Raw genomic sequence first — 20,933 nt, forward strand, 5'->3', positions numbered from 1 at the left:
TCGAAACGAATCAGCTTCCCTCCCCGATGAAGGCATTAAAGCAGCCGCGCATCGATCCGAGCATCCCCGTATAATCCAATGCCGTGTTGCCGGCGCGCGCCTCCCACTCCATTTTTTCGGCCAGCTTGGTCATGCTGTCGAAACGGAAATTGCTGCTGGAACCCTTGATCGAATGGGCGAGCAGCGTCACCTGTTTGAGATCTTCCGCGTCAATGGCCGCCTTGAGCTCCTCAAAACTGCTCTGCATCTTTTCGCGGTAGACGCCCAGCAGCATCTGCAGCTGCGCTTCGGTGACCTGCAGGATCTCGCGCAGCTCCTCATGCTCGGGGAGTACCGTCTCCGGGGCCGTCTCCTCGGCAGCGGCATCTTCCGCGCGGGGGATGAAGCGCTCGAGCGAACTGATCAGCGTGGCCATCCGGATCGGCTTGCCGAGAAAATCGTCGTAGATGCGCCGCTGTTCGATCCCCCCGAGCACGTTTGCCGTCAGGGCGATGATGGGCAGATGCTGCCGCCCCTCCCGGTTTTCGATGTGCCGCATCGCCTGGACCGCATCCCGTCCGTTCATGACGGGCATCTGTTCATCCATCAGTACAAGGTCATAATGTTCCGTCCGCATCCGTTTGAGCGCTTCCGCCCCGTTGCCGACGATCTCGTAACTGACACCGAGGTTACCCAGCAGCGTGCCGATCAGTTCCTGGTTCGCTTCGTTGTCCTCCGCGACGAGCAGGTGGGCGTTGAAACGCACCCCGGCAGTATCCGCCCTCGGCTCCGGCTCCGTATCCCCCATTAGCGCCGTCTCGATCACCTCCTGGAGTTTTGAGCAGTACAGGGGCATGACGAGCGGCGTCACGCCGCTGATGTTCTCATAGGTGTCGTAGGGCGCATCCATCAGCGCCACCTTGGGCGACCCCTCCGCCAAGAGCGCCTTACGTTGCGCCTCCCCAACACAGTGCTCCGAGAAAAAGAGCAGATCGTAACTGCCGTCAAGCACTTCCACCGATTTGATTTTCACGCCGAAGCTCTGCAGGTAGCGCACCAGGGAGGCCGCCATCGTATCAAACTTCTGTTCGGGGCAGTAGAGGGCGAGCCGGTGCTTGCGGATACACTCAAGGTCCGTCAGCAGCGGCCGGGTCTCATCCCCCACGATGACGGGAAGGGTAAAGGTGAACGTGCTCCCGATCCCGGGGTGCGAATGCAGCGTGATCTCCCCGCCCATATGCCGCACAAGCTGGGCACTGATGGAGAGCCCGAGGCCCGTTCCCCCCGCTCCGGGAAGATCCTCGTTCCTGGCCTGGGAAAAGGGGTCGAAAATGTACTGCTGGTCCTTGGCCGCGATCCCGATGCCCGTATCGATGACGCTGATGCTGATCCGTCCCTCGGTGTAGAAGGCCTCGACGGTGATTTCGCCCCCCGGCGGGGTGAACTTGATGGCGTTGCTGAGCAGGTTCGAGATCACCTGCTGGATCCGCAGCGGGTCGGCGATCAGCTCGTAGGGGATGCGCGGATCGATAAAGCTTGTGAGGGTCAGATGCTGCTGGTTGACGCTGGGCACGAAGAGCTCCAGGGTGTGGCTGATGGTGCTGTGCAGGTTGAAAGGGGCCGGCTCGACGGTAAATTCGCCGCTGCGCAGTTTGGAGAAGTCGAGGATGTCGTTAATGATGCTCAGCAGGTTCTCGCCGCTGCTGTAGATGATGTCAAGGTAGCGGCGGTCCTTGACCGTCTGCGCCTCGTCCTTGAGCAGGGCGACAAAGCCCAGGATGGCGTTGAGCGGCGTTCGGATCTCGTGGGACATGTTGGAGAGAAAATACTCCTTCGCCTCTCCCGCCGCGATCGCCTCCTCCTTGGCCACAACAAGGTCGGTCACCTCGTAGCTGATCGCCATGTACTCCGTCACTGCACTGTGGGTATCGGTGATGGGGACGACCGTCGTATCGATATAGAAGGTGTGTTCATCCTTCGCCCTTCCCTTGATCGTCCCTTTGAACACCCCCTCTTCGCCGATGGCCGCCGCGAGGCGGTTGAAAAAGTTCCCCGGCATGTCGGGGTGGTAGAGCAACGTATGAGGACTGCCGACCAGCTCCTCCTGACTGTAGCCGCAGATACGGGTCAGTTTCGCATTGGCATAGGTAATCGTCCCCTGCGCGTCGGTCTTGGCGACGATGGCGCTCTCGTCGATGGCGCGCCGGTACTCTTCGAGCAGTTTGACGTTGCGCTCGATCTCCCGCTCTTTCTGGTAGATCGTCTCGGTATAGCGCTTGAGCACCCCGGAGAAGTTCAGGTCGAAGACGTAGCTGATCTCGTCGTAGACCTCCTGGGAGTTCACCCCGAGCTCGTAGGAGATGTCCACCATCGCCCGGCGGAAATGGCTGCAGAGCATAAAGAGTTCGTCGGAGGTCACCTCGTTGTCTTTGAGGTATTCGAGCAGTTCCGCCATGACCGGGCAGTCGCCGATCTGCATCTCGCCCCGGATGACCATCTCGAAATAGTCGTAGACCCCCGAGGCGTACTGGCGAATAAAAAAGTCGGTTTCGATCCCATGGCGCTTCAGCACCGATTCGGCTGTCTCGTAGGAGACCCAGCGCTGCAGAATCGTCGCCTTGGCCTCCTTGAAACGGTCAATGACACGTCGAAGCTGCGGAACGGACGGCATGCGCTCCTCCTGCGATGTTTAAATGAAAAAAATCGATTTTAGCATATGGAAGGAAACGGTCAAGCCTAGGGGAGCACCCAGGCAAATACGCCGACGGCCAGCAGGGCGAGCTGCCCCAGCGCGATCCCCGCGGTACCGATGATATTTCCGGTTTGGCAGCTGGTGCACTGTTTGTATTTTTTCGCCTCGTATTCGGCATAGAAAAAGTAGGCGATGATCAGCACGAAGATCAGCCCGAGGGCGGCCATGTCCGCCACGGCGATCGTCTGTATCGTTGCCGCTTCAGCCATGAACGGTGCGATGAAGCTGAGCAGGACGCCCAGCATCACGAGACGGTAGGCTTTCTTGATGTAATCGCGCACGAATACCGTCGGGCAGCTGCCGCTCGTCTGTCCGGGCATCCGACTCTCTTTGACAAGTCCCTGATCCAGATAGGCGTCGATCTGCTGCCGGACCGCCTTGGGGACGCGGTCGACGAAGGTACTGCCGAAGGCGTAGTCGAGCTGGTGCTGGAAGGTCCGTGCCAACGCCCCCTCCACGTCACGCGAATGCATCGCTCCCGTCTCATCCTCGTAGATGACCGTGAGGGAGGTGTAGCGCTCCACTTCCGCCGTAAAGTCGTAATAGGTCGAACGCTCCACCGCGGCCGCTTTCCCCTGCTCTTTGAGGAAACGGGCATTGATGTAGGGGGTGTACTCGCCCTCCTCTTTGAGGACGATGACGTTGTACTGGATGCCGATCTGGATGGCGGAGAGGGCATCGAGGCCGTTGGCCTCCATCGTGTCGGTCATATCTGCGATAATGTCTTTGAGGGTCTCGTTGAAAAAACGGACATTACCGGAAATAAGACGTATGCGCGGGTCGGGGTATTTAAGCAGAGGTTGAATCATTGATGGGTTCTTTAAAGTGGTTCAGTTGGTGACGTGACGGCCCGAGGGCCGCAGGTGTTATCCGTGGCTTTTACGGACGACGATGATCATCTTGATGTTGATGATCACAAAGCGGATGAACTGCCAGATTTTGCACGTACGCATCATCCGGGCGAAACGGCCCGGGATCATTGAGGTGTTAAACTTGTCGTTCAGCGCGAAATTTACTTCTTCTTGTCTCATATCTATGTTCCTCCTTTCTTATTCCGGAATCAGCGTCCAGCCCGGCTTGAGCTTCGCTTTGTAGATAAAGAGGTAGTGCAGGATATGCTTGATCCAGTGTCCTGCCAGACCGATCTCACCGAAGGTATAGTCCGTATCGCGGCCCGTACCCGGGTACTTGTCGAAGTCCGGAACGACCGGGTAGACGGTCATTGCCGCCGCCTGGCCATTGAGCCACCCTTTACCGGCAGACGCGACACAGGCCGCGCCCATTTCCGCCATGGAGGCTTCGTGCAGATGCGCGTTCTCGCCGCGCGTCATCAGGTCGACGACGGAGTGCGCGACGGCCTTGCCCATAATACCCGAAGGCATACCCGTCCGCGGCGGTGTCGGGTTGATCACCGTGCCGTTGGGCGATTTCATCGGTTTGGAGATGATATGCGGCGGCGCAAACGCAATACCGGCGGCGAACATGTTCTTGTACGTCGGGTTCTGGTAGGTACGCGGCCAGTCGCTCGCTTTCCACTCTTCATACGGTTTCGGCGTGTAATCCGCGTCAACCTTCATGAAGCCGTTCGGTGCGAAGACCGTATCAGTGATCTCTTCGCCCGCTTTGTTGTAGGCTTTGAGACCGACACCCGCAAACGGCGGGATCAGCATCGCGAAGTCGAAATTCTCTTCGCCGGTGGAACCGTCAAGCAGTTCGTAGCCGACTTTGCCTTTTTCAACGTTGTTGACATGCGCACCGATCACATAATCGACGCCGCGTTCGGCAAAGAGAGACTCGGTAAAGATACGGGAGCTGACGACGTAGCCGCCGACTTTCATATGCAGACCGCCCATACCGAAGTCGCCGAGGAACGATTCATTGGAGATCCACTTGATCTCTACGTTGTCGCGGATCCCCGCCTTGCGCGCTTCGTGTTCGATGTTGAAGATATATTCGAACGCCGCCCCCTGGCAGGTACACATACCGTGCCCGGTCCCGACGAGGATCTTCTGCTTTTCGCCCGCTTTCGCTTTTTCAAAGATCTTGTTCAGTTCTTCGCTCGCGTGTACGGCGTGATCGGCGGTACAGACGGAAACGGTGTTCTCACCGATCTCGCTGCCCTCGCCCAGACCCGGAGTCGCACCGAAGTTCAGTTTCGGCCCCGTGGCGTTTACCAGATAGTCAAAAGTGACATCCTCATTCTCGCCGGCTTTATCCTGGCCGGTATACTCAATTGTCACAAAAGGCTTGTCCGAATTCGCATCCCCCTCGGGATTGATTGAGACCGCTTTCGCTTGTTTATAGGTGATACCTGCTTTCGCATACACCGGTGCCAGATCGAAAGTGACATCATCCTTTGTCATCTCACCGACACCTACCCAGATGTTCGACGGAATCCAGTTCCATTTGGAATTCGGTGTCACAACGACGACTTCATGCTCTTTACCCAACCACTTTGCGGCGAATGTTGCCGCCGTATGGCCGGCAACACCGCCGCCGAGTACGACTAATCTTGCCATGCTTACTCCTTCTCATCTCATCGTAAAAACTAACGAAGATTTTAGTGCAAAAAAATACATTCATGACAATTCTACGACCCAGGAGTCACAAAATTATCACTTTGATAAGTTCTGCTTAACTTATTCTCTAACATGTTTCATAAATTTACATTTAATCTTTAAGGAAAATGACGAAGAAATGAATAAAATAATCATTAATTATAATTATTCTAATTTTATCTTATTTTAATTTTGACGATAGTACTATTCATTTTCACCATTTTCATCGTCAAAGGAATAGAATGACAACTTTCGGAAAACTCACAACCTCCGCACTGCTGGGCCTTGGCCTCCTTACTTCTGCACTGCACGCCGATGCAGGAAAAGGCCAACGCCTCTATCAGAAAAAGCTCAAAGAGACCTGCGGTATGACCGGTGCCGTCTTCGCGGCAAAGCATACGCAGATGGAGTGGGAAGAGGCCAAAGAGAACGGCAATCTTGCCGAAATGATGACCGAAGCCTGTCCCGAAGGCAAAAACTTTTTTGAAAGCGACAAGTTCGAAAGCAAATTCAAAGAGCACCTCTACGATTTCGTACACGACTTTGCAAGCGACAGCGGCAACATCCCCTCTTGCTGATCGCCCGCCCCTTTCTCCGGAGGGCGTTATCCTCCGGACCCCTCGCCGATAACCCGTTTAACACCAAAAGGAAAACCATGCGAAAAACCCTCCTTTCGACTGCGGCACTGACGCTGTTCTCCAGCGCGCTTCTTGCCGATGATGCATCGATGCAGGCAGAGATCGACGCCCTGATGCAAAAAGTGGAAAAACTCGAGAAGCAGCAAAAGCGCACCAACAAGAAACTGAGCCAGGTCAATGCGCAGAGCGCCAACGACAACGTCAAGTTCGGCATCGACTTCAGAAATGCCGTCGACGTCATCGACTACCGCAACAATGAGAGCGACACCTATGCCACCAACCCCTCCTTGCTCTCCAGCCGCCTCTACCTCACCATGGGCGCGGCGCCGATGAAGGGATTGACCTTCCAGGGCAAACTCGCCGTCTATGCTACCTGGGGCAGCCATCTTTACGTGACCGACCCGGCACTGAAAGACTGGGCGGCCAGTTCGAAAGCCTCCGATACGGTCATGCGCGTCAAGGAAGCCTATTTTGTCTACTCCGACGAGCTCGGCGGACAGCCGATCAGCGTCTCGGTCGGCCGGCGCCCCTCCACCAACGGCTTCCTCGCCAACTACCGGGAGAACGAAACCGATCCCGGCTCCCCGCTCGCGCACATCACCAATATGGAAGTCAACGGGGCCATGGTCCGTCTCGACTGGGGCCGCTTCATCGACGGGGCCTATACCAAATTCGTCTTCGGCCGCGCGCACAGCGGCGAGATGCAGGACATCTACGGCGACGTATCGGGCGCGCGCACGCCCTATGCCTTGAGCGGCGGTGACGTCAATACGACGCTCGAAGACACCAGCGTCGACTTCCTCGTCATACCGGGGAATGCCTATGATGACGGGCAGTACCAGGTGATGTACCAGTGGGCGCACATCTTCAATACCAAAGGCCGCAAGCTCGACGGGAACATTCCCAAAGCGGCATCCGGGACGGCCGACCTCTTCTCCGTCGGTCTGAAGGTCACCGGCATCGGCGAAGAGATCAGCGACTTCCTGGATGAGACGACCCTCTTCGTTTCAGGCGCGTATACGCACTACGACGCCAAGAGCGGTTACACGCTCATAGGCTCTTCCGACGGCGGCGTGCGCAGCGGCAGCTCCCTCTGGGCCGGGGTCATCATCCCGGACATGCTCACCGAACGCGGCAGACTCGGGTTTGAATACAACCGGGGTTCAAAGTACTGGACGCCGATGACCTGGGCGGAAGATACGGCAATAGGCTCGAAAATCGCCGTGCGCGGCAGTGCCTATGAGGCGTACTGGAACTTCGACCTCTTCGGCGTCAAATACCTGCCGTCGCAGATCCGCTACACCTATGTGCAGCATGACTATACGCCCAATATCAACTGCGCCGGATGGGTAGCGCCCGTCGAAACGGACATTACGGCGACTGACCTGCGTTTTGCCGTCAGCTACCGATACTGACAAGCCCGTCTAAACGACACCCCTGCCGTTTTGGCGGCAGGACCATAAGGAGTGGAATAAATGAATATGAAAAAACGGTTTAACAACCCGGAGCTGAAAACGCCTTCGGTCAACCTGTCGCGCCGCGAGGCGCTCAAACTGATGGGGATCTCCCCTATTGCCGCCGGGGTGCTCGCTTCCGCCGGAAGCAGCAGCGTCACCGAGGCCCGCGCCTCCGGCGCGAAGGGCAAAATCGTCATCGTCGGCGGGGGTGCGGGCGGCATCATGGCGATGGCGCGCCTGCACCGCGCCCTCTCCGATCCCGACATCACCCTGATCGCCCCGAACGAAAAACACCTCTACCAGCCGGGGCAGGTCTTCATGGCCGCGGGCGAATACACCTATGACGACATCGTCAAAGAGAACCGGGAGTTCATCCCCGACGACGTCAACTGGATCAAGGACGAGGTCAAAACCTTCGACCCGGACAATAACAGGGTCATCACCCGTGCCGGCGAGGAGGTCTTCTACGACTATCTCGTCGTCGCGACGGGCCTGCAGTACCATTATGAATGGATCGAGGGTCTCGGCGCCGACATGATCGGCCAGAACGGCATCTCCAGCGTCTACCTGAACGACCCGGAAAAGGGGACGGCAGACGGCGGCTCCCTCACCTGGGAGTGGTTCAACGCCCTCAAAGCCGCGGCCAAAACGGGCAATCCGAAGGTCATCTGCACCCAGCCGGGCACCCCGATCAAGTGCGGCGGCGCCCCGCAGAAGATCCTCTACCTCAGCGACGACTTCCTCAAGCGCGACGGTCTCAGCGCGGAGTTCACCTTTGCGACAAACGGCGGCAGCCTCTTCGGGGTGCCGGAAGTGAACAAGACACTGGTCGAAGAGGTGCAGCCGCGCTACGGCAACATCACGAACAAATTCGGCCACAACCTCGTCGCCATCGATGCCGCCGGCAAAGTCGCGACCTTCGAACACAAGTACGAGGTCCAGGGCGAGTACGACGAGGACCTCGAAGAGTACGACATGATCACCAAGGTCGACCGCGTGGAAATGCCCTATGATTTTATCCATATCGTCCCGCCGATGAGCGCGCCGGACGCCGTCGCCTCCTCGCCGCTGGGGTGGCAGAAAGGCTCCGCCAAAGGGTGGCTCGAAGTCGACCGCTACACCCTGCAGCACCTGCGCTACCCCAATGTCTTCGGCATCGGGGACGTCTGCGGCATCCCGCTGGGCAAAACAGGCGGGAGTGCGCGCCACCACGGGCCGATCATGGTCGCCAACCTCCTGGCGCAGATGGAAGGCAAGGAACCCAAAGAGAAGTTTGACGGCTATACCGTCTGTCCCCTCAAAACGCAGTATGGTAAAATCATCCTGGCCGAGTTCGACTACGACGGCGCCGCGCCCTCCTTCCCGCTCGCCGTCGGCGAGCAGCGCTGGGCGTGGTGGGCCTTTGACCTGTACATGCTCAAACCGATGTACTGGTACCTGATGATGCGGGGGCTGATGTAGCAGATGCGTAAACCGATGCTAAGAGAGGGTGCGATCTTCGCGCTGCTGCTTATCGCATTGTCACTGCTTCTGCACCCGGACCTGCTCAGCGATCCGGGCACGCGTCTTTCGCAGATGACCGGGAGGGGAAACTATCTCCACCCCCTAGTCTATACCCTGCTTGTCTATCTTGTCGTGCTCCTGCTGCGGGGGGTGATCCGCCTGTTCGCACGCTTCTTCCGCCGCAGCGGCAGCGCAGACTGAACGCTTTTATCCCGCCAGAATCTTTCCGACGATCTCGTAAACGTTTTTCGAAATACCCCGGTGCGCCTGCACCTTCTCCAGCGCATCGCGCATCTGGGCACGGCTGTGGGCGTTCAGACGGTTGTAGGTCTTGAAAGCACCGGAAAGCCCCGCCGCGATCATCGGGTTGATCGCATCCAGGGCGATGATCTGCTCGGCAACGAAGGCGTAGCCGCTGCCGTCATAGGCGTGGAAGTGGTACGGGTTGCGGGCGAAGCTGCCGATCAGGGAGCGCACGAGGTTCGGAACTTTGATGTTGAAGACCTCATCCTCCATCGCCGCGCGTACCCGTGAAAGCGTATCGGGCTGCGGGGAGGAGGCGATGACACTGAAGTACTTCGTCATCACCAGCATGTCGCCGCTGTAGCGCTCGTAGAAGTCGCGCATCGGCGCCTCCGCCGCCTCCGGTGCCCCGTGGTGCAGCAGCTGCAGCGCAGCCAGGCGGTCCGTCATCGTATGACTCTCTTCATACTGTGCCATTGCGCTGTCGATGCTCTCGGCGTCCTGCTGCGCCATTAGGTACCCGAGAAGCCGGTTTTTCAGCGCGCGCGCCCCGATGCTCTCCGCTTCAAGCCCCATATGTGCCGGACGGTGCAGGAGTGCGTAGAGATGGCGCATCGTCGCTTCGCAGGCAACGGCGATCTCGCGGCGTAGGGCGTCGGAGGCTTCAAGGATGGCGTGGACGTCGACGGTCTGCTGCGTCTGCATCAGCATCGTCACCGTCGGCAGGGAGAGCAGCTGCGCCTTGAACTGCAGGTCAAGGGACTCATCTTCGAGGATATGCTTGAAGCTCTCAAGGAACTGCGGGCTGACCGCCTCCCCGCGCATCATCGCCTCCAGGGTCGAGCGTGCAAAGGACTGGGCCGCTTCGTAGCGGACGAACCCGTCGCTATCAAAGCGCATCAGGTTCATCACGTCCTCCTGGGGGTACTCCATGACAACCGGGGCGCCAAAGTGGCGGTTGAGCGACAGCGCAGGCTCGCTGGCCAGCCCGCCGAAGGTGAAGCTCTCCTCGTCGCGGGTAATGAGCAGGATCCCCCGCTCCAGCAGCGGCTGTGCCCCGGTATCGCCCTCGAGCTGCAGCGGGAGTTCCTCGCCCGCATGCCCGAGCAGCGCGAGACGCAGCGGCATGCAGTAGGGCTGCTGCTTCCGGCCGTCCACCGCGTCGGGAACGATCTGCTCGAGCTTCAGCGTCAGCCGGCCCGACGCCGGATCGTAGGAGTGCTCTGCGCAGAGCGAGGGGGTACGTTCCTGGGAGTACCACAGCGCGAACTGTGCGAGGTCGATCGGGCTGTGCTGCTGCATCGCCCAGAGAAAATCCTCCGTGCGCACGGCCTGGCCGTCGAAGGTCTCGAAGTAGAGGTCCATGGCCGCGCGCCACGCCTTCTCCCCCAGGATCGTGTGAAGCATACGGATCACTTCCGAGCCCTTCTCATACACCGTCGCCGTGTAGAAGTTGTTGATCTCGATGTACTGTTCGGGCTTGATGGGGTGCGCGGTCGGGCCCGCGTCCTCGGGGAACTGCCGCTCGCGCAGCATGTCGACGTCCCGGATGCGCTGGACAACCTCGGACTGCATGTCGGCGCTGAAGCTCTGGTCGCGGAAGACGGTGAGCCCCTCTTTGAGGGTCAGCTGGAACCAGTCGCGGCAGGTGATGCGGTTCCCGGTCCAGTTGTGGAAATACTCGTGCGCGATGACGCTCTCGATCCCCAGGAAGTCGGCATCCGTCGCCGTCTCCTCGTCGGCCAGGACGTAGTGGGAGTTGAAGATATTGAGCCCCTTGTTCTCCATTGCCCCCATGTTGAAGCTGTCCACGGCGACGATGTTGTAGACGGAGAGGTCGTAGCTGCGGCCGTAGGTCTCCTCGTCCCAGCGCATCGACGCCTTGAGCGAACGCATCGCGTGGTCGGCGCGCGGCTCGTTGCCCTTGTCGACATAGATGTGCAAGGCGACCTCGTTGCCCTCCGCCGTCGTAAAGTTGTCGCTGATACGGCCCAGGTCCCCGGCCACGAGGGCAAAGAGGTAGGAGGGCTTCGGAAAGGGGTCTTTCCAGAGGGCGTAGTGGCGCCCGTCGGGGAAACTCCCCTCCTCTTCCAGGTTCCCGTTGCTGAGCAGTACCGGGCAGACGGACTGCTCCGCGATCACCTTGACGGTGAAGACGCTCATATTGTCGGGGCGGTCGATAAAGTAGGTGATGCGGCGGAAGCCGTGGGGTTCGCACTGGGTGCAGTAGATGCCCCCCGAACGGTAAAGCCCCTCCAGGGCCGTATTCTTGTCCGGATAGATCTTCGTGACCACCTGCACCGTCGCCTCGGCACCCGGGTCGAAGAGCGTCAGCGTCTCTTCGTTCCGTTCGTAGGCGTCCGTGGGGATCTTCACGTCATCGACCTTGACGCAGAGCAGCTCCAGGTCATCGCCGTCGAGCAGCAGCGGGACCGGAACGTCACCGCGGCGCTTGATCGCCATGCGGTTGATCACCAGGGTATGCTCTTCGAAAATCTCGAACGTCAATTCCGTACTCAGGATGTGGTATGCCGGGGCTTCATACTCTTTCAGATAAATCGTTTTGGGTTGGGACATGCTTTTTCCGTTTCTCGTAAATAGGCTGTGCAATCTTAACGTAGGCAGACCTGAACCCTATTTAAGAACATTACGTTCCATTTTGGGGTAAGATTGAGGAGACCAACAGAAACAAATAGCGAAGGGGAGTTCTTGAGAATGAAAACGACACACACTTTTGCACGGCAGCCTATTTTGGATACCGAAAAGAACATCTACGGCTATGAGTTTTATTACCGCAACAATGTCGGCGAAAGCGGCTTCGAGAACGCCCGGGCCGCGACCGCCTCCCTGCTCGTGGCGCTGCTCAACCAGATCGGGTTGCAAAAAGCCTCCGAGAACCGCCCGCTCTTTATCAACATCGATTCGTCGGTCCTGCTGACGGACCTCCTGCTGGCGGTCCCGCCGAAGCTGTTTGTTTTCGCCCTCCCCGCCGACGCGCAGCTGGGAACCCGGGAGGCGGAGGTCCTCAGAAAACTGCATCACAGCGGCTACCGCTTCGCCCTTGAGAACATTGATACGCAGCAGGGGCTCACCGGCGTTTACGACGTCCTGCTTCCCTTTATCGATTTCATCAAGATCGACGCCAGTGCCACCGACAACGATCTGCTGCCGAAGATCGTCGATCGCTTCAAAGGCAAACAGCTGGTTGCCGAACGCGTCGAGATCGACGACGTCTTCGATGCCTACCGAGAAAGTGGCTTCCGCTACTTCCAGGGATTTGCCTGCGGTGCGCCCGTCCTGATGGAGTACAACCGTGTCGACCCCAAGCACATGGGAGTCGTCAAGATCTACAACATGCTGCTTGACGGCACCCCCATGGACCAGATCGCCAAGGAGATGCGCAATCACAACGAGCTCTCCATGCAGCTGCTGCAGTACCTGCACTCCCACTCCCTCAACAACCCCTTTCCCAACCGCTCCATCGAGGAGATCATTGTCAAAATGGGCACCGAGCAGCTCAAACACTGGCTCTCGCTGATCATCTTCGCCAAAAGCGGCCAGACAATCCAGGAGGGCAAAAGCCCCCTCTCAAAACTGATGGAGCAGCGCATCGACGTCATGCACTGTACCATCAGCTGCATGCAGAGCGAGGATGAACAGCTCTTTGACAGCGCACGCCTCATGGCCCTGATCTCCCTGATGGAACCGGTCCTCGGCCTCCCCCTCAAAGCGGCGCTCTCCGGACTGCCGGTCGACAACCATATCGAAGATGCCCTGCTGCTGCATTCGGGCCGCCTCGGGAAGATCTTCGGCCTGGCCCTGGCCCTGGAAAAAGATGACGCCGCCTCGGTACGCCTGCTGATGGACGAGCTGGGGCTGGAGCCGGAGATTCTCCCGACACTGAAAAACATGATCAAAATGTAAATGCGCCTCTTTCTCGCCCAGGCGGCGACGCTTTACGACTACCCCGGTATCCAGGCAGCCTTCACCCCCTGTATGCAGGGCCGGTGGCGCCCGGAATCCTCCCTGCACGCGACACTGCTCTTCCTGGGGGATCGCTTCCCTCCCGAAAGGGTCATCGACCTTGTCCGCCGCTGCGATCTCCCCATGGCCGATGCCTATATCAAAGGGATTGAACGCTTTTCCCACAACCGCATCCTTTATGCCGCGAGCGAGCACCCGACACTGGTGGAGGGGCACCGGATGCTCAGCAGCGCTTTTGAAATGCAGCCCCACGGGCACTACATCCCCCACGTCACCCTGATGCGCTACAAAAAGATCGAGACGGCATGTTTCGAAAAGGAGAAGACGACTGCCGAGGCGGTCATTGCGGGGAAAATAGAAGGGGGGTTAAAACTGATGCGCAGCACGTTGACGCCCGCCGGCGCCGTCTACGACACTCTTTACGCGTTCTGAGCGCAGCGCGCCTCGATCGCCTCGACCGATTTGGCCACCGCAACACTGAGGTTTTCGCAGCCGCTCTCCGTCACGAGGATATCGTCCTCGATCCGGATGCCGATGCCGCGGTACCGCTCCGGAAGCGACTCGTCACCCTCCGGCAGGTAGAGCCCCGGCTCGATGGTGAGCACCATCCCGGGGGCCAGGGGCAATTCGTTGCCCTCCGCGTCGTGGTAGGGTGCCTGGTCGTGCACGTCTATGCCCATCCAGTGGCCGATGCCGTGGGGGAAGTACTTTTTGTGCGCTTTCGCCTCGATCAGCGCGTCCACCTCCCCCTGCAATATTCCCAGCGCAACCATCTTCTCGCAAAGCATCCATTCGGCGTTTTTCTGCAGTTCGCTCTTCAAAAGCCCCGGCCCGATCTGGGCGATGACGGCGACCTGCACCGCCAGGACCGCCTCGTAAACCTCCCGCTGGGCCTCGCTGAAACGGCCGTCGACGGGGAAGGTCCGGGTGATGTCCGTAGCGTAGTGGCGGTATTCGCACCCCGCGTCGATGAGGACGAGGTCTCCCGCATTAAGCGGCGCATCGTTTTTGATGTAGTGGAGGGTATTGGCATGGTCCCCGCCGGCGATGATGGTCGTGTAGGCGTCGCTGTAGGCGCCGTTCTTTGTGAACATGTACTCATACTCCGCCTGGAGCGCATACTCCATCATCCCGGGGGTACAGACCGCCATGGCGTGGTGATGCGCCGCCGCCGTAATCTCCAGTCCCGCACGGATCGTGGCGATCTCCTCTTCGCTCTTGCGCAGCCGCATCTGCCGCACCATCTGCGTGACGTCGATCATCTGTGACACCGGCCGCTTCGTCTCCCGCTTGTGGCGCAGCGTGTCCGCCGCATTCCGGGCGCTCTCGAAGCGCTCGTCCGCCCCGAAAATATCGCCGTAGAGCCGCGGCAGGTTCTGCAGCAGTTCGGGCAGCTTCTCCTCGAACTGCTCGACGGAATAGACCTCGTCGAAGTCAAAACGCTCCTTCGCTGCGTCGACGCCCGTGCGCTTGCCCGTCCAGAGCTCCATCTCCTCGACTTTCGGCTGGACAAACAGTATGCTCTTGTTTGTGTCGCCGCCCTTGACAAGCACGAGCGCGGCATTGTCCTCCTCAAAACCCGTCAGGTAGAAAAAATCGCTGTTTTGCCGATAGGGGTATTCCGTGTCGTTGGAGCGGGTCTTCAGGGTCGCGGTACCGAGCACGGCAGCGCCCTCTTCCATCTGTGCCAAGAGCCGGTCACGCCTCTGTTTATAGGTCAATTCGTTCATGCCGTAATTGTAGCCCGTTTCGCTATAATTGCACAACTTTTACGGCGCAAAAAGCGGGCAGTCGCCCGCGGCCGCCCGGACAATACACTAACCAGGGACCCAGATGATCGACCTCAAACTGCTTCAAAAAGATTTCGAAAACGTCAGTGCCGCGCTGATGCGCAAAAAGGTCAGCCCCGACCTGATCGACGAACTCCGCACACGCAACGAAGCCCTCAAAAAAGCCAAAGTGGCTTTCGAAGAGGTGCAGGCGGCCCAGAACGAGATGAGCCGCCTTTTCGGGCAGTATAAAAAAGAGGGCAAGGATATCGCCGAGCTCAAGGCGAAGGTCGACGCGAACAAGCTCCGCATCGGCGAACTGCAGGAGGCGCAGCGCGAGGCCGAAGCTGCCCTCGACAGCCTCGCGATGGGGATCCCGAACATGCCCGATGCCGACGTCCCGGACGGCGAAGACGAAAACGACAACGTCGAGATCGCCAAAATCCTCGAACCGCGCCACTTCGCTTTCACCCCGAAAGAGCACTGGGAGCTGGGGGAAGCCAACGGCTGGATCGACTTCGAACGCGGCGTCAAGATCGCCCACAGCCGTTTTGCCGTCATGAACGACATGGGTGCGCGCCTCGAACGCGCCCTCATCAACTTCATGCTCGACTTCAACCGCGAACGCGGCTTTACGGAGATGAGCGTGCCCGAACTCGTCAACAGCCGCGCACTCGAAGGTACCGGCCAGCTGCCGAAGTTCGAAGAGGACCTTTATAAGACCGAAGAGGAGGATCTCTACCTCGTCCCGACGGCCGAGGTGCCGCTGACGAACCTCTACCAGGACGAGATCATCCCCGAAGAGGCCCTGCCGATCAAGATGACGGGACACACCGCCTGTTTCCGCAAGGAGGCGGGCTCCGCCGGGCGCGACACCCGCGGCATCATCCGTCAGCACCAGTTCAGAAAGGTCGAACTCGTCAGCATCACCAAGGCCGATGATAGCGACCGCGTCTTCGACGAGATGGTGGCCTGCGCCTCCGACCTCCTCAAGGCCCTCGAACTCCCCCACCGCCTCGTCACGCTCTGTACCGGCGACCTCGGCTTCGGTGCGGCAAAGACGATCGACCTCGAAGTGTGGCTGCCGGGGCAGAACACCTACCGCGAGATCAGTTCCGTTTCCAACACCCGCGACTTCCAGGCCCGCCGGGCAAAGATTCGCTACAAAGAGGGCAAGAAGAACGTCCTCGCCCATACCCTCAACGGTTCCTCCCTCGCCGTCGGCCGCACGATGGTCGCCATCATGGAAAATTTCCAAAATGAAGACGGCTCCATCGAGATCCCGCAGGTCCTGCACAAATACCTCTAAACCGGCGCACCCTGCGCCCCCTAAGCCAACGCTTCCTTTTCGCGGTAGAACATCCAGCTCTGGATCACGCCCCGGAAGAGGAAGAAGAGCATAAAATTCATCCAGAGCGCATCGGTAAAATCGATCTCCTTCGTCAAGTAAAAAAGCCCGAGGAAAAGTGCCGTGGAGTAGAGGATGGCATTGCGCAGCGCCCTTGCTGCCGTCATCCCGATAAAGACCCCGTCCCAGATAAAGGCGGCGAAGCTCAGCAGCGGTATGGCAACGACGTAGGGCATGAAGGGGAGCGTCGCGTCGATAATGGGTTGCTGATCCGTGTAAAGGTGCAAAATAGCCCCGCCGAAAAGGCCGTAAAAAAGCATATAGAGCAGGCTGAAGCCGACGCCCCAGGCGAAGAGGTAGCGGATGACGCGGTGAAAATCCCCCCACTCCTTTGCTCCGTAATAACGGCCGACGAGGGACTCCGCCGCGTTGGCGAAACCGTCGAGACTGTAGGAGAACCAGACGACGAACTGCAATAGAAGGATCATCACCGTCAGGGTCTGCTCGCTCTCTTTGGCCGCCTGGGCGTAGAAAAACGCAAAGACGAAGGTCAGCGCCGTCGTGCGGATGAAGATATCCTTGTTGACATGCAGGAAACGCCCCAGCTCGCTGCGCTGCAGCATCGCTGCAATACCGTAAGGGTGCAACCGCGCTTTGTACCTGAGCAAGAACCCCATGGCGAGAAGCAGCCCGGCGTACTGGGCGATGAGCGTGCCGTACGCCGCCCCCTCTATTCCCCAGCCCAACTCCATAACGAAGTAGTAGCTGAGCACGATATTGACGAGGTTGATGCAGAGGGTGACCGCGAGCGGGATCACGGCATTCTGCATCCCGAAGTACCACCCCGTCAGCGCATAGAGCATCAAGACCGCCGGTGCCGTCCAGATGCGCAGCTCGAAGTAGCGCATCGCCTCCTCGCTGTACCCCGCACCGACGTTCATCAGCTTAAACGCGGTGGCGGCCAGCGGCCCCCGAAAGAGCAGCAGCAATCCCGCAAACAGCAGCGTCACAAGCAAGGCGCGGTAAAGCGTCAGGGAGATACCCCGCGTATCGTGCGCTCCGAAGGCTTGCGCGGTCATGCCCGTCGTTCCCATGCGCAGGAAATTGAGCGAACCGTAGAGGAAAACGAAGATCATGCTCACCAGCCCCAGCGCCGCGAGTTCGGCGCTTCCCTGGTGCCCCATCAGCATCGTATCGACCGCCGAGACCAGCGGCACGGAGATATTGCTGATGATGTTCGGGATCGCGAGGGAGAGTATCTTTTTGTTCATGGGCTCGGCAGTGTCGGTGGTATGACGGCGCTATTGCAATATGGGTGCCAGGACACCCGGCTACTTTTTATGCCGGTGCCGGTATTTGCGCAGCAGGGTATAGCGCTGGTAGAAGAACCAGGTGGCGCGCAGCGGTCCGTAAAGAATGTAGATCGTAAACATCAGGGCGACGCCCTCGATGGGGTAGAGGAAGATCAGCGAAGCCGCCACCAGCAGCGCCACCAGAACCCGCTTGACGTGCATCGCGTGCATATCGATCTTTTTGAAACTGGGGTAACGGATGTTGCTGACCATCAGCAGCGCCGTGACAAGCGCTCCGGCCAGGATGATCCAGCCGTAGGCGGCATGCCCCCCGTATTTCGTGAACAGCAGCACAAGCACGGCCGAAAAAGTGGCTGCGGTCGGGATAGGCACCCCGATGAAGACCGAGGGTTCCGTCTGGGCGGTCATCACGTTGAAACGGGCAAGACGTATCGCGCCGAAAATGACGAAGAGCGCGCTGACAAGTACCCCGAAACGCCCGTACTCGTGCCCGGCATAAAGGTAGATGAGCATCGCCGGTGCGGCACCGAAGGCGATGATGTCGGCCAGGGAGTCGAACTCGGCGCCGAAGCGGCTGCAGGTGTTGGTCAGGCGGGCGACGCGGCCGTCGAGTCCGTCAAAGATGAGCGAAAGGAGTATCATCCACGCGGCAAACCCGAACCGTCCCTGCGTGGCGGCGATCATGCTGTAGACGCCGGCGAAGATGCTTGCGGCGGTGAAGAGGTTCGGAAGCAGAAAAGCGAGTGAGCGCGACGGTGCGGCCATGAATTACCTCATATACCCCAGCAGGGTCTGGGTGGCGTAGACCCGCTCACCCGGATTAACGGCGACCCGCGTCGAGGCCGGCAATGTAAGGCGTGTCACCCCATGGGTCAGTACGCCGTAGCGTTCGCCCCGCATGCGGCGCTTCCCGGGAAGATTGGTGTCGATCAGGAGCGCAAAGGGGGTGAGCATCAGGATATGCGTCAGGGTGACGCTCCGCCCCTCTTCGTCCTCAAACACGATCGCCCCCCGTTCATTGAGCGTTTCAAAAAGGGGAGAGCGGCGTGCCAGCCGGCTCCCCCGGGTTACCGTCTCGAAAGAGGGCACCCCTTCTACAAAAGGGACGGTCAGCAGCGCCGCATCGAACCACCCTGTTTCGATCTCGACCGAAACGCTGCCGTCGGGAAGGGTATCGATTGCCGTCACTCTTCCGTCGCAGGGCGCGGTCACGCTCCCTTTTTCAAAATAGGCCGCCGTCCGGGCAGGTTTGCGGTATTTCCACAGCAGATACCCCGCGGCGGCAATAAAGAACCACGACATGAGCTCCCAATCGAAAAGCGCGCAGAGGAGGGCCGCAGCCGCGGCGATGCCTATTGGCTTCCATCCCTCTTTGACGATCAGGTCTCTCAGGGCGTTCATGACCGTTCCGTGCCGTCCTCAGGCATCGCAGAGGCCTGCGACATATCTTCGGAGACTTCACGGTCGGCTTTTGCCGCCGCCGTTTCGTCCAGCAGAGTTTCCATGCCGTTGGCCGTTTCGAACGCCTGGATAATCTCGCGCACCTCGGCCCCGGTAATGTTCTCGCGTTTATACAGCAGGGAGACCATATCCTCGATCGCACCGCGGTAGGTCTCCAGGCGCGCTTTGACGTCCGTATAATGCTCTTCGAGCGTCTGCTTGATAAAGGCGTCCATATCCTGCGCCATCTTCTCGCTGTATTCCCGGGCCTGGCTCATCCCGCCGCCGAGGAAGGTGCTGCGCTGGCGCTCGAGGACCATCAGGCCCGCGACATCGCTCATGCCGTACATCTGTACCATGGCCTTGATGATGTCGGTGGCACGTTCGAGGTCGTTGCTCGCCCCCGTCGAGATCTCGCCGATAAAGACCTCTTCGGCCGCGCGGCCGCCCAGCAGGACGTCGACCTCGGCGAACAGTTCGTGCTTCTGCGCCAGGTACTTGTTTTCCTCGGGCGTATTGAGGGTATACCCCAGCGCCGCAAGACCGCGCGGCACGATGGAGACCTTGGAGACCTTCTTCGCACCCTTTGTCGTCTCCGCCAGCAGAGCGTGGCCGCTCTCATGGTAAGCGACAATCCGCTTCTCTTTCTCGTCGATGCGGCGGCTCTTCTTCGCCAGACCGGCGATGGCGCGCTCGACCGATTCGCGGATATCGCGCTGGTGGACGCTTTTCTGGCTCTTGCGGCCCGCGAGCAGCGCCGCCTCGTTGATGATGTTGGCAAGGTCCGCCCCCGCCAGACCGGCGGTCAGGCGCGCGATCTCTTCAAGGTCGACGTCCTCGTCGATCTTGATCCCTTTGACATGGACCTTCAGGATCGCGATACGCCCCTCGTAATCAGGCTTGTCGACAAGCACCTGGCGGTCGAAACGGCCCGGGCGCAGGAGCGCGGGGTCGAGGACCTCCGGGCGGTTTGTCGCGGCAAGGATGATAATCGGCGTGTCGGTGCTGAAACCGTCCATCTCGGCGAGCAGCTGGTTCAGCGTCTGCTCGCGCTCGTCGTTGCCGCCCATCATGCCGCCGGCGGCACGGCTCTTACCGATGGCGTCGATCTCGTCGATGAAGATGATGGAGGGGGCGTCTTTCTTCGCCTGTTCGAAGAGGTCGCGGACCCGCGCGGCACCGACCCCGACGAACATCTCGATAAAGCTCGAGCCCGAAACGGAGAAGAACGGCACGTCCGCTTCGCCCGCAACGGCCTTAGCCAGAAGGGTCTTACCTGTCCCCGGGCTTCCGACCAGCAGAACCCCTTTGGGGATCTTGGCACCCAGTTCGACGTAGCGTTCCGGGTAGCGAAGGAAGTCGACGATCTCATGGACCTCCTCTTTGGCCTCTTCCGCCCCGGCGACGTCTTCAAACTTCGTCTTGGGCTTTTCGGAGTTTACAAGCTTCTTGGCGTTGCCCATGCCGAGAATGCCGCCGCCCATGTTTTTTTGCATGCGGCCCGCCATGAACATCCAGATGGCGATGATGATCAAAAACGGCAGCAGCCATCCGAACATCTCCGTAAACCAGTTGGACTCGGAGAAGCCGCTGTAGTCGATCTTCTCTTTATCCAGCAGCGGTACGAGGGTATCGTCGTTGGCGACTTTGCGTGCCGTATAGGTGATCTTCTGACCGTTCTGCTCACCCAGGGCGCGGATGTAGGACTGGCCTATCGCCACCTTGGAGATGCTCTTGCTCTTGATGAGATCCTTCAGTTCGGAGTAGCTGACCTCCTGCGTCTTGCTGACGCTCTGTCCCATGACGCCGTTGCCGCCCTGCTCCCCGATAAGGGCTTTGAAGATCAGAATGACGACGACCGAAAAGATCGCGAAGGTGATCAGCGGGTTCTGGTTAAAAAAGTTCTTGTTATTGTTATCTTGGTTGTTATCTTGTTGCGCCATAAAATA

General features: G+C 59.3%; 17 protein-coding genes. 7 read left to right on the plus strand and 10 right to left on the minus strand.

Features of this window, described 5'->3' with window-relative positions; genetic code table 11:
- Nucleotides 1-10: 10 nt before the first annotated feature.
- The 4 genes from WCY31_RS10005 to WCY31_RS10020 all read right to left on the minus strand — a co-directional run bounded on the left by WCY31_RS10005 (nucleotide 11) and on the right by WCY31_RS10020 (nucleotide 5,250).
- Nucleotides 11-2,650 (minus strand): hybrid sensor histidine kinase/response regulator, encoded by a 2,640-nt coding sequence (locus tag WCY31_RS10005; protein ID WP_345972266.1) that lies wholly within the window; start codon nucleotides 2,648-2,650, stop codon nucleotides 11-13.
- A 65-nt stretch (nucleotides 2,651-2,715) separates the two neighbouring features.
- Entirely contained in the window at nucleotides 2,716-3,540 is an 825-nt protein-coding gene (locus tag WCY31_RS10010; protein WP_345972267.1) for a peptide deformylase, read from the minus strand.
- Nucleotides 3,541-3,597: 57 nt separating this feature from the next.
- Nucleotides 3,598-3,762, minus strand: a complete 165-nt coding sequence (locus tag WCY31_RS10015; RefSeq protein ID WP_231018948.1) for a hypothetical protein — start codon at nucleotides 3,760-3,762, stop codon at nucleotides 3,598-3,600.
- Nucleotides 3,763-3,780: 18 nt separating this feature from the next.
- On the minus strand, nucleotides 3,781-5,250 hold the full coding sequence (locus WCY31_RS10020) for an NAD(P)/FAD-dependent oxidoreductase (protein WP_231018949.1): 1,470 nt from the start codon (nucleotides 5,248-5,250) through the stop codon (nucleotides 3,781-3,783).
- Between the two features lie 281 nt (nucleotides 5,251-5,531).
- On the opposite strand from WCY31_RS10020, the gene WCY31_RS10025 reads away from it, so the two are divergent.
- The 4 genes from WCY31_RS10025 to WCY31_RS10040 all read left to right on the plus strand — a co-directional run bounded on the left by WCY31_RS10025 (nucleotide 5,532) and on the right by WCY31_RS10040 (nucleotide 9,088).
- Nucleotides 5,532-5,867, plus strand: a complete 336-nt coding sequence (locus WCY31_RS10025) for a cytochrome C (RefSeq protein ID WP_345969685.1) — start codon at nucleotides 5,532-5,534, stop codon at nucleotides 5,865-5,867.
- 77 nt (nucleotides 5,868-5,944) lie between these two features.
- Nucleotides 5,945-7,342 (plus strand): DUF3373 family protein, encoded by a 1,398-nt coding sequence (locus WCY31_RS10030; RefSeq protein WP_345972268.1) that lies wholly within the window; start codon nucleotides 5,945-5,947, stop codon nucleotides 7,340-7,342.
- Between the two features lie 66 nt (nucleotides 7,343-7,408).
- Nucleotides 7,409-8,845, plus strand: a complete 1,437-nt coding sequence (locus tag WCY31_RS10035) for an FAD/NAD(P)-binding oxidoreductase (protein WP_345972269.1) — start codon at nucleotides 7,409-7,411, stop codon at nucleotides 8,843-8,845.
- Nucleotides 8,846-8,848: 3 nt separating this feature from the next.
- Nucleotides 8,849-9,088, plus strand: a complete 240-nt coding sequence (locus WCY31_RS10040; protein ID WP_345972270.1) for a hypothetical protein — start codon at nucleotides 8,849-8,851, stop codon at nucleotides 9,086-9,088.
- A gap of 6 nt (nucleotides 9,089-9,094) precedes the next feature.
- Here the strand turns inward: WCY31_RS10040 and pepN are convergent, their stop codons facing one another.
- Nucleotides 9,095-11,707 (minus strand): aminopeptidase N, encoded by a 2,613-nt coding sequence (pepN, locus tag WCY31_RS10045; RefSeq protein ID WP_345972271.1) that lies wholly within the window; start codon nucleotides 11,705-11,707, stop codon nucleotides 9,095-9,097.
- Nucleotides 11,708-11,845: 138 nt separating this feature from the next.
- On the opposite strand from pepN, the gene WCY31_RS10050 reads away from it, so the two are divergent.
- Both WCY31_RS10050 and WCY31_RS10055 read left to right on the plus strand, forming a co-directional pair.
- A complete protein-coding gene (locus WCY31_RS10050; RefSeq protein ID WP_345969690.1) occupies nucleotides 11,846-13,054 on the plus strand; it encodes an EAL and HDOD domain-containing protein in 1,209 nt (402 codons plus the stop codon).
- Nucleotides 13,055-13,546 carry a 2'-5' RNA ligase family protein gene (locus WCY31_RS10055; RefSeq protein WP_345972272.1) on the plus strand — a complete coding sequence of 164 codons (492 nt, stop codon included), beginning with the start codon at nucleotides 13,055-13,057 and terminating at the stop codon, nucleotides 13,544-13,546. It begins immediately after the preceding gene.
- On the opposite strand, the gene WCY31_RS10060 is transcribed toward WCY31_RS10055, so the two are convergent.
- On the minus strand, nucleotides 13,534-14,844 hold the full coding sequence (locus tag WCY31_RS10060; protein ID WP_345972273.1) for an aminopeptidase P N-terminal domain-containing protein: 1,311 nt from the start codon (nucleotides 14,842-14,844) through the stop codon (nucleotides 13,534-13,536). The two genes, WCY31_RS10055 and WCY31_RS10060, sit on opposite strands and share 13 nt — an antisense overlap.
- A 103-nt stretch (nucleotides 14,845-14,947) precedes the next feature.
- Here WCY31_RS10060 and serS point away from each other — a divergent pair, with 103 nt between their 5' ends.
- Complete coding sequence (gene serS, locus WCY31_RS10065) at nucleotides 14,948-16,192, plus strand: serine--tRNA ligase (protein WP_345972274.1); 1,245 nt, start codon at nucleotides 14,948-14,950, stop codon at nucleotides 16,190-16,192.
- A 20-nt stretch (nucleotides 16,193-16,212) separates the two neighbouring features.
- Here serS and WCY31_RS10070 read toward each other — a convergent pair whose 3' ends face one another.
- The 4 genes from WCY31_RS10070 to ftsH are packed head-to-tail and all read right to left on the minus strand — an operon-like array spanning nucleotide 16,213 to nucleotide 20,927.
- On the minus strand, nucleotides 16,213-17,502 hold the full coding sequence (locus WCY31_RS10070; RefSeq protein WP_345972275.1) for an MATE family efflux transporter: 1,290 nt from the start codon (nucleotides 17,500-17,502) through the stop codon (nucleotides 16,213-16,215).
- A gap of 60 nt (nucleotides 17,503-17,562) precedes the next feature.
- Complete coding sequence (gene pssA / locus WCY31_RS10075; protein WP_345969695.1) at nucleotides 17,563-18,309, minus strand: CDP-diacylglycerol--serine O-phosphatidyltransferase; 747 nt, start codon at nucleotides 18,307-18,309, stop codon at nucleotides 17,563-17,565.
- 3 nt (nucleotides 18,310-18,312) lie between these two features.
- Entirely contained in the window at nucleotides 18,313-18,945 is a 633-nt protein-coding gene (locus WCY31_RS10080; RefSeq protein ID WP_345969696.1) for a hypothetical protein, read from the minus strand.
- A complete protein-coding gene (gene ftsH, locus WCY31_RS10085) occupies nucleotides 18,942-20,927 on the minus strand; it encodes an ATP-dependent zinc metalloprotease FtsH (RefSeq protein WP_345969697.1) in 1,986 nt (661 codons plus the stop codon). The genes WCY31_RS10080 and ftsH overlap by 4 nt, the downstream gene beginning before the upstream one ends.
- Nucleotides 20,928-20,933 lie beyond the last annotated feature (6 nt).

This window comes from Sulfurimonas sp. HSL3-1 (assembly GCF_039645995.1).
Lineage (GTDB): Bacteria > Campylobacterota > Campylobacteria > Campylobacterales > Sulfurimonadaceae > Thiomicrolovo > Thiomicrolovo diazotrophicus.

Excerpts from the sequence above, each read along its gene's own strand:
- ftsH (WP_345969697.1), bottom strand. The coding sequence starts at position 20,927 with ATGGCGCAACAAGATAACAACCAAGATAACAATAACAAGAACTTTTTT.
- WCY31_RS10035 (WP_345972269.1), top strand. The coding sequence starts at position 7,409 with ATGAAAAAACGGTTTAACAACCCGGAGCTGAAAACGCCTTCGGTCAAC.
- WCY31_RS10020 (WP_231018949.1), bottom strand. The coding sequence starts at position 5,250 with ATGGCAAGATTAGTCGTACTCGGCGGCGGTGTTGCCGGCCATACGGCG.
- pssA (WP_345969695.1), bottom strand. The coding sequence starts at position 18,309 with ATGGCCGCACCGTCGCGCTCACTCGCTTTTCTGCTTCCGAACCTCTTC.
- WCY31_RS10080 (WP_345969696.1), bottom strand. The coding sequence starts at position 18,945 with ATGAACGCCCTGAGAGACCTGATCGTCAAAGAGGGATGGAAGCCAATA.
- WCY31_RS10070 (WP_345972275.1), bottom strand. The coding sequence starts at position 17,502 with ATGAACAAAAAGATACTCTCCCTCGCGATCCCGAACATCATCAGCAAT.
- WCY31_RS10055 (WP_345972272.1), top strand. The coding sequence starts at position 13,055 with ATGCGCCTCTTTCTCGCCCAGGCGGCGACGCTTTACGACTACCCCGGT.
- WCY31_RS10010 (WP_345972267.1), bottom strand. The coding sequence starts at position 3,540 with ATGATTCAACCTCTGCTTAAATACCCCGACCCGCGCATACGTCTTATT.
- WCY31_RS10005 (WP_345972266.1), bottom strand. The coding sequence starts at position 2,650 with ATGCCGTCCGTTCCGCAGCTTCGACGTGTCATTGACCGTTTCAAGGAG.
- WCY31_RS10040 (WP_345972270.1), top strand. The coding sequence starts at position 8,849 with ATGCGTAAACCGATGCTAAGAGAGGGTGCGATCTTCGCGCTGCTGCTT.
- pepN (WP_345972271.1), bottom strand. The coding sequence starts at position 11,707 with ATGTCCCAACCCAAAACGATTTATCTGAAAGAGTATGAAGCCCCGGCA.
- WCY31_RS10025 (WP_345969685.1), top strand. The coding sequence starts at position 5,532 with ATGACAACTTTCGGAAAACTCACAACCTCCGCACTGCTGGGCCTTGGC.
- WCY31_RS10050 (WP_345969690.1), top strand. The coding sequence starts at position 11,846 with ATGAAAACGACACACACTTTTGCACGGCAGCCTATTTTGGATACCGAA.
- WCY31_RS10060 (WP_345972273.1), bottom strand. The coding sequence starts at position 14,844 with ATGAACGAATTGACCTATAAACAGAGGCGTGACCGGCTCTTGGCACAG.
- WCY31_RS10030 (WP_345972268.1), top strand. The coding sequence starts at position 5,945 with ATGCGAAAAACCCTCCTTTCGACTGCGGCACTGACGCTGTTCTCCAGC.
- WCY31_RS10015 (WP_231018948.1), bottom strand. The coding sequence starts at position 3,762 with ATGAGACAAGAAGAAGTAAATTTCGCGCTGAACGACAAGTTTAACACC.
- serS (WP_345972274.1), top strand. The coding sequence starts at position 14,948 with ATGATCGACCTCAAACTGCTTCAAAAAGATTTCGAAAACGTCAGTGCC.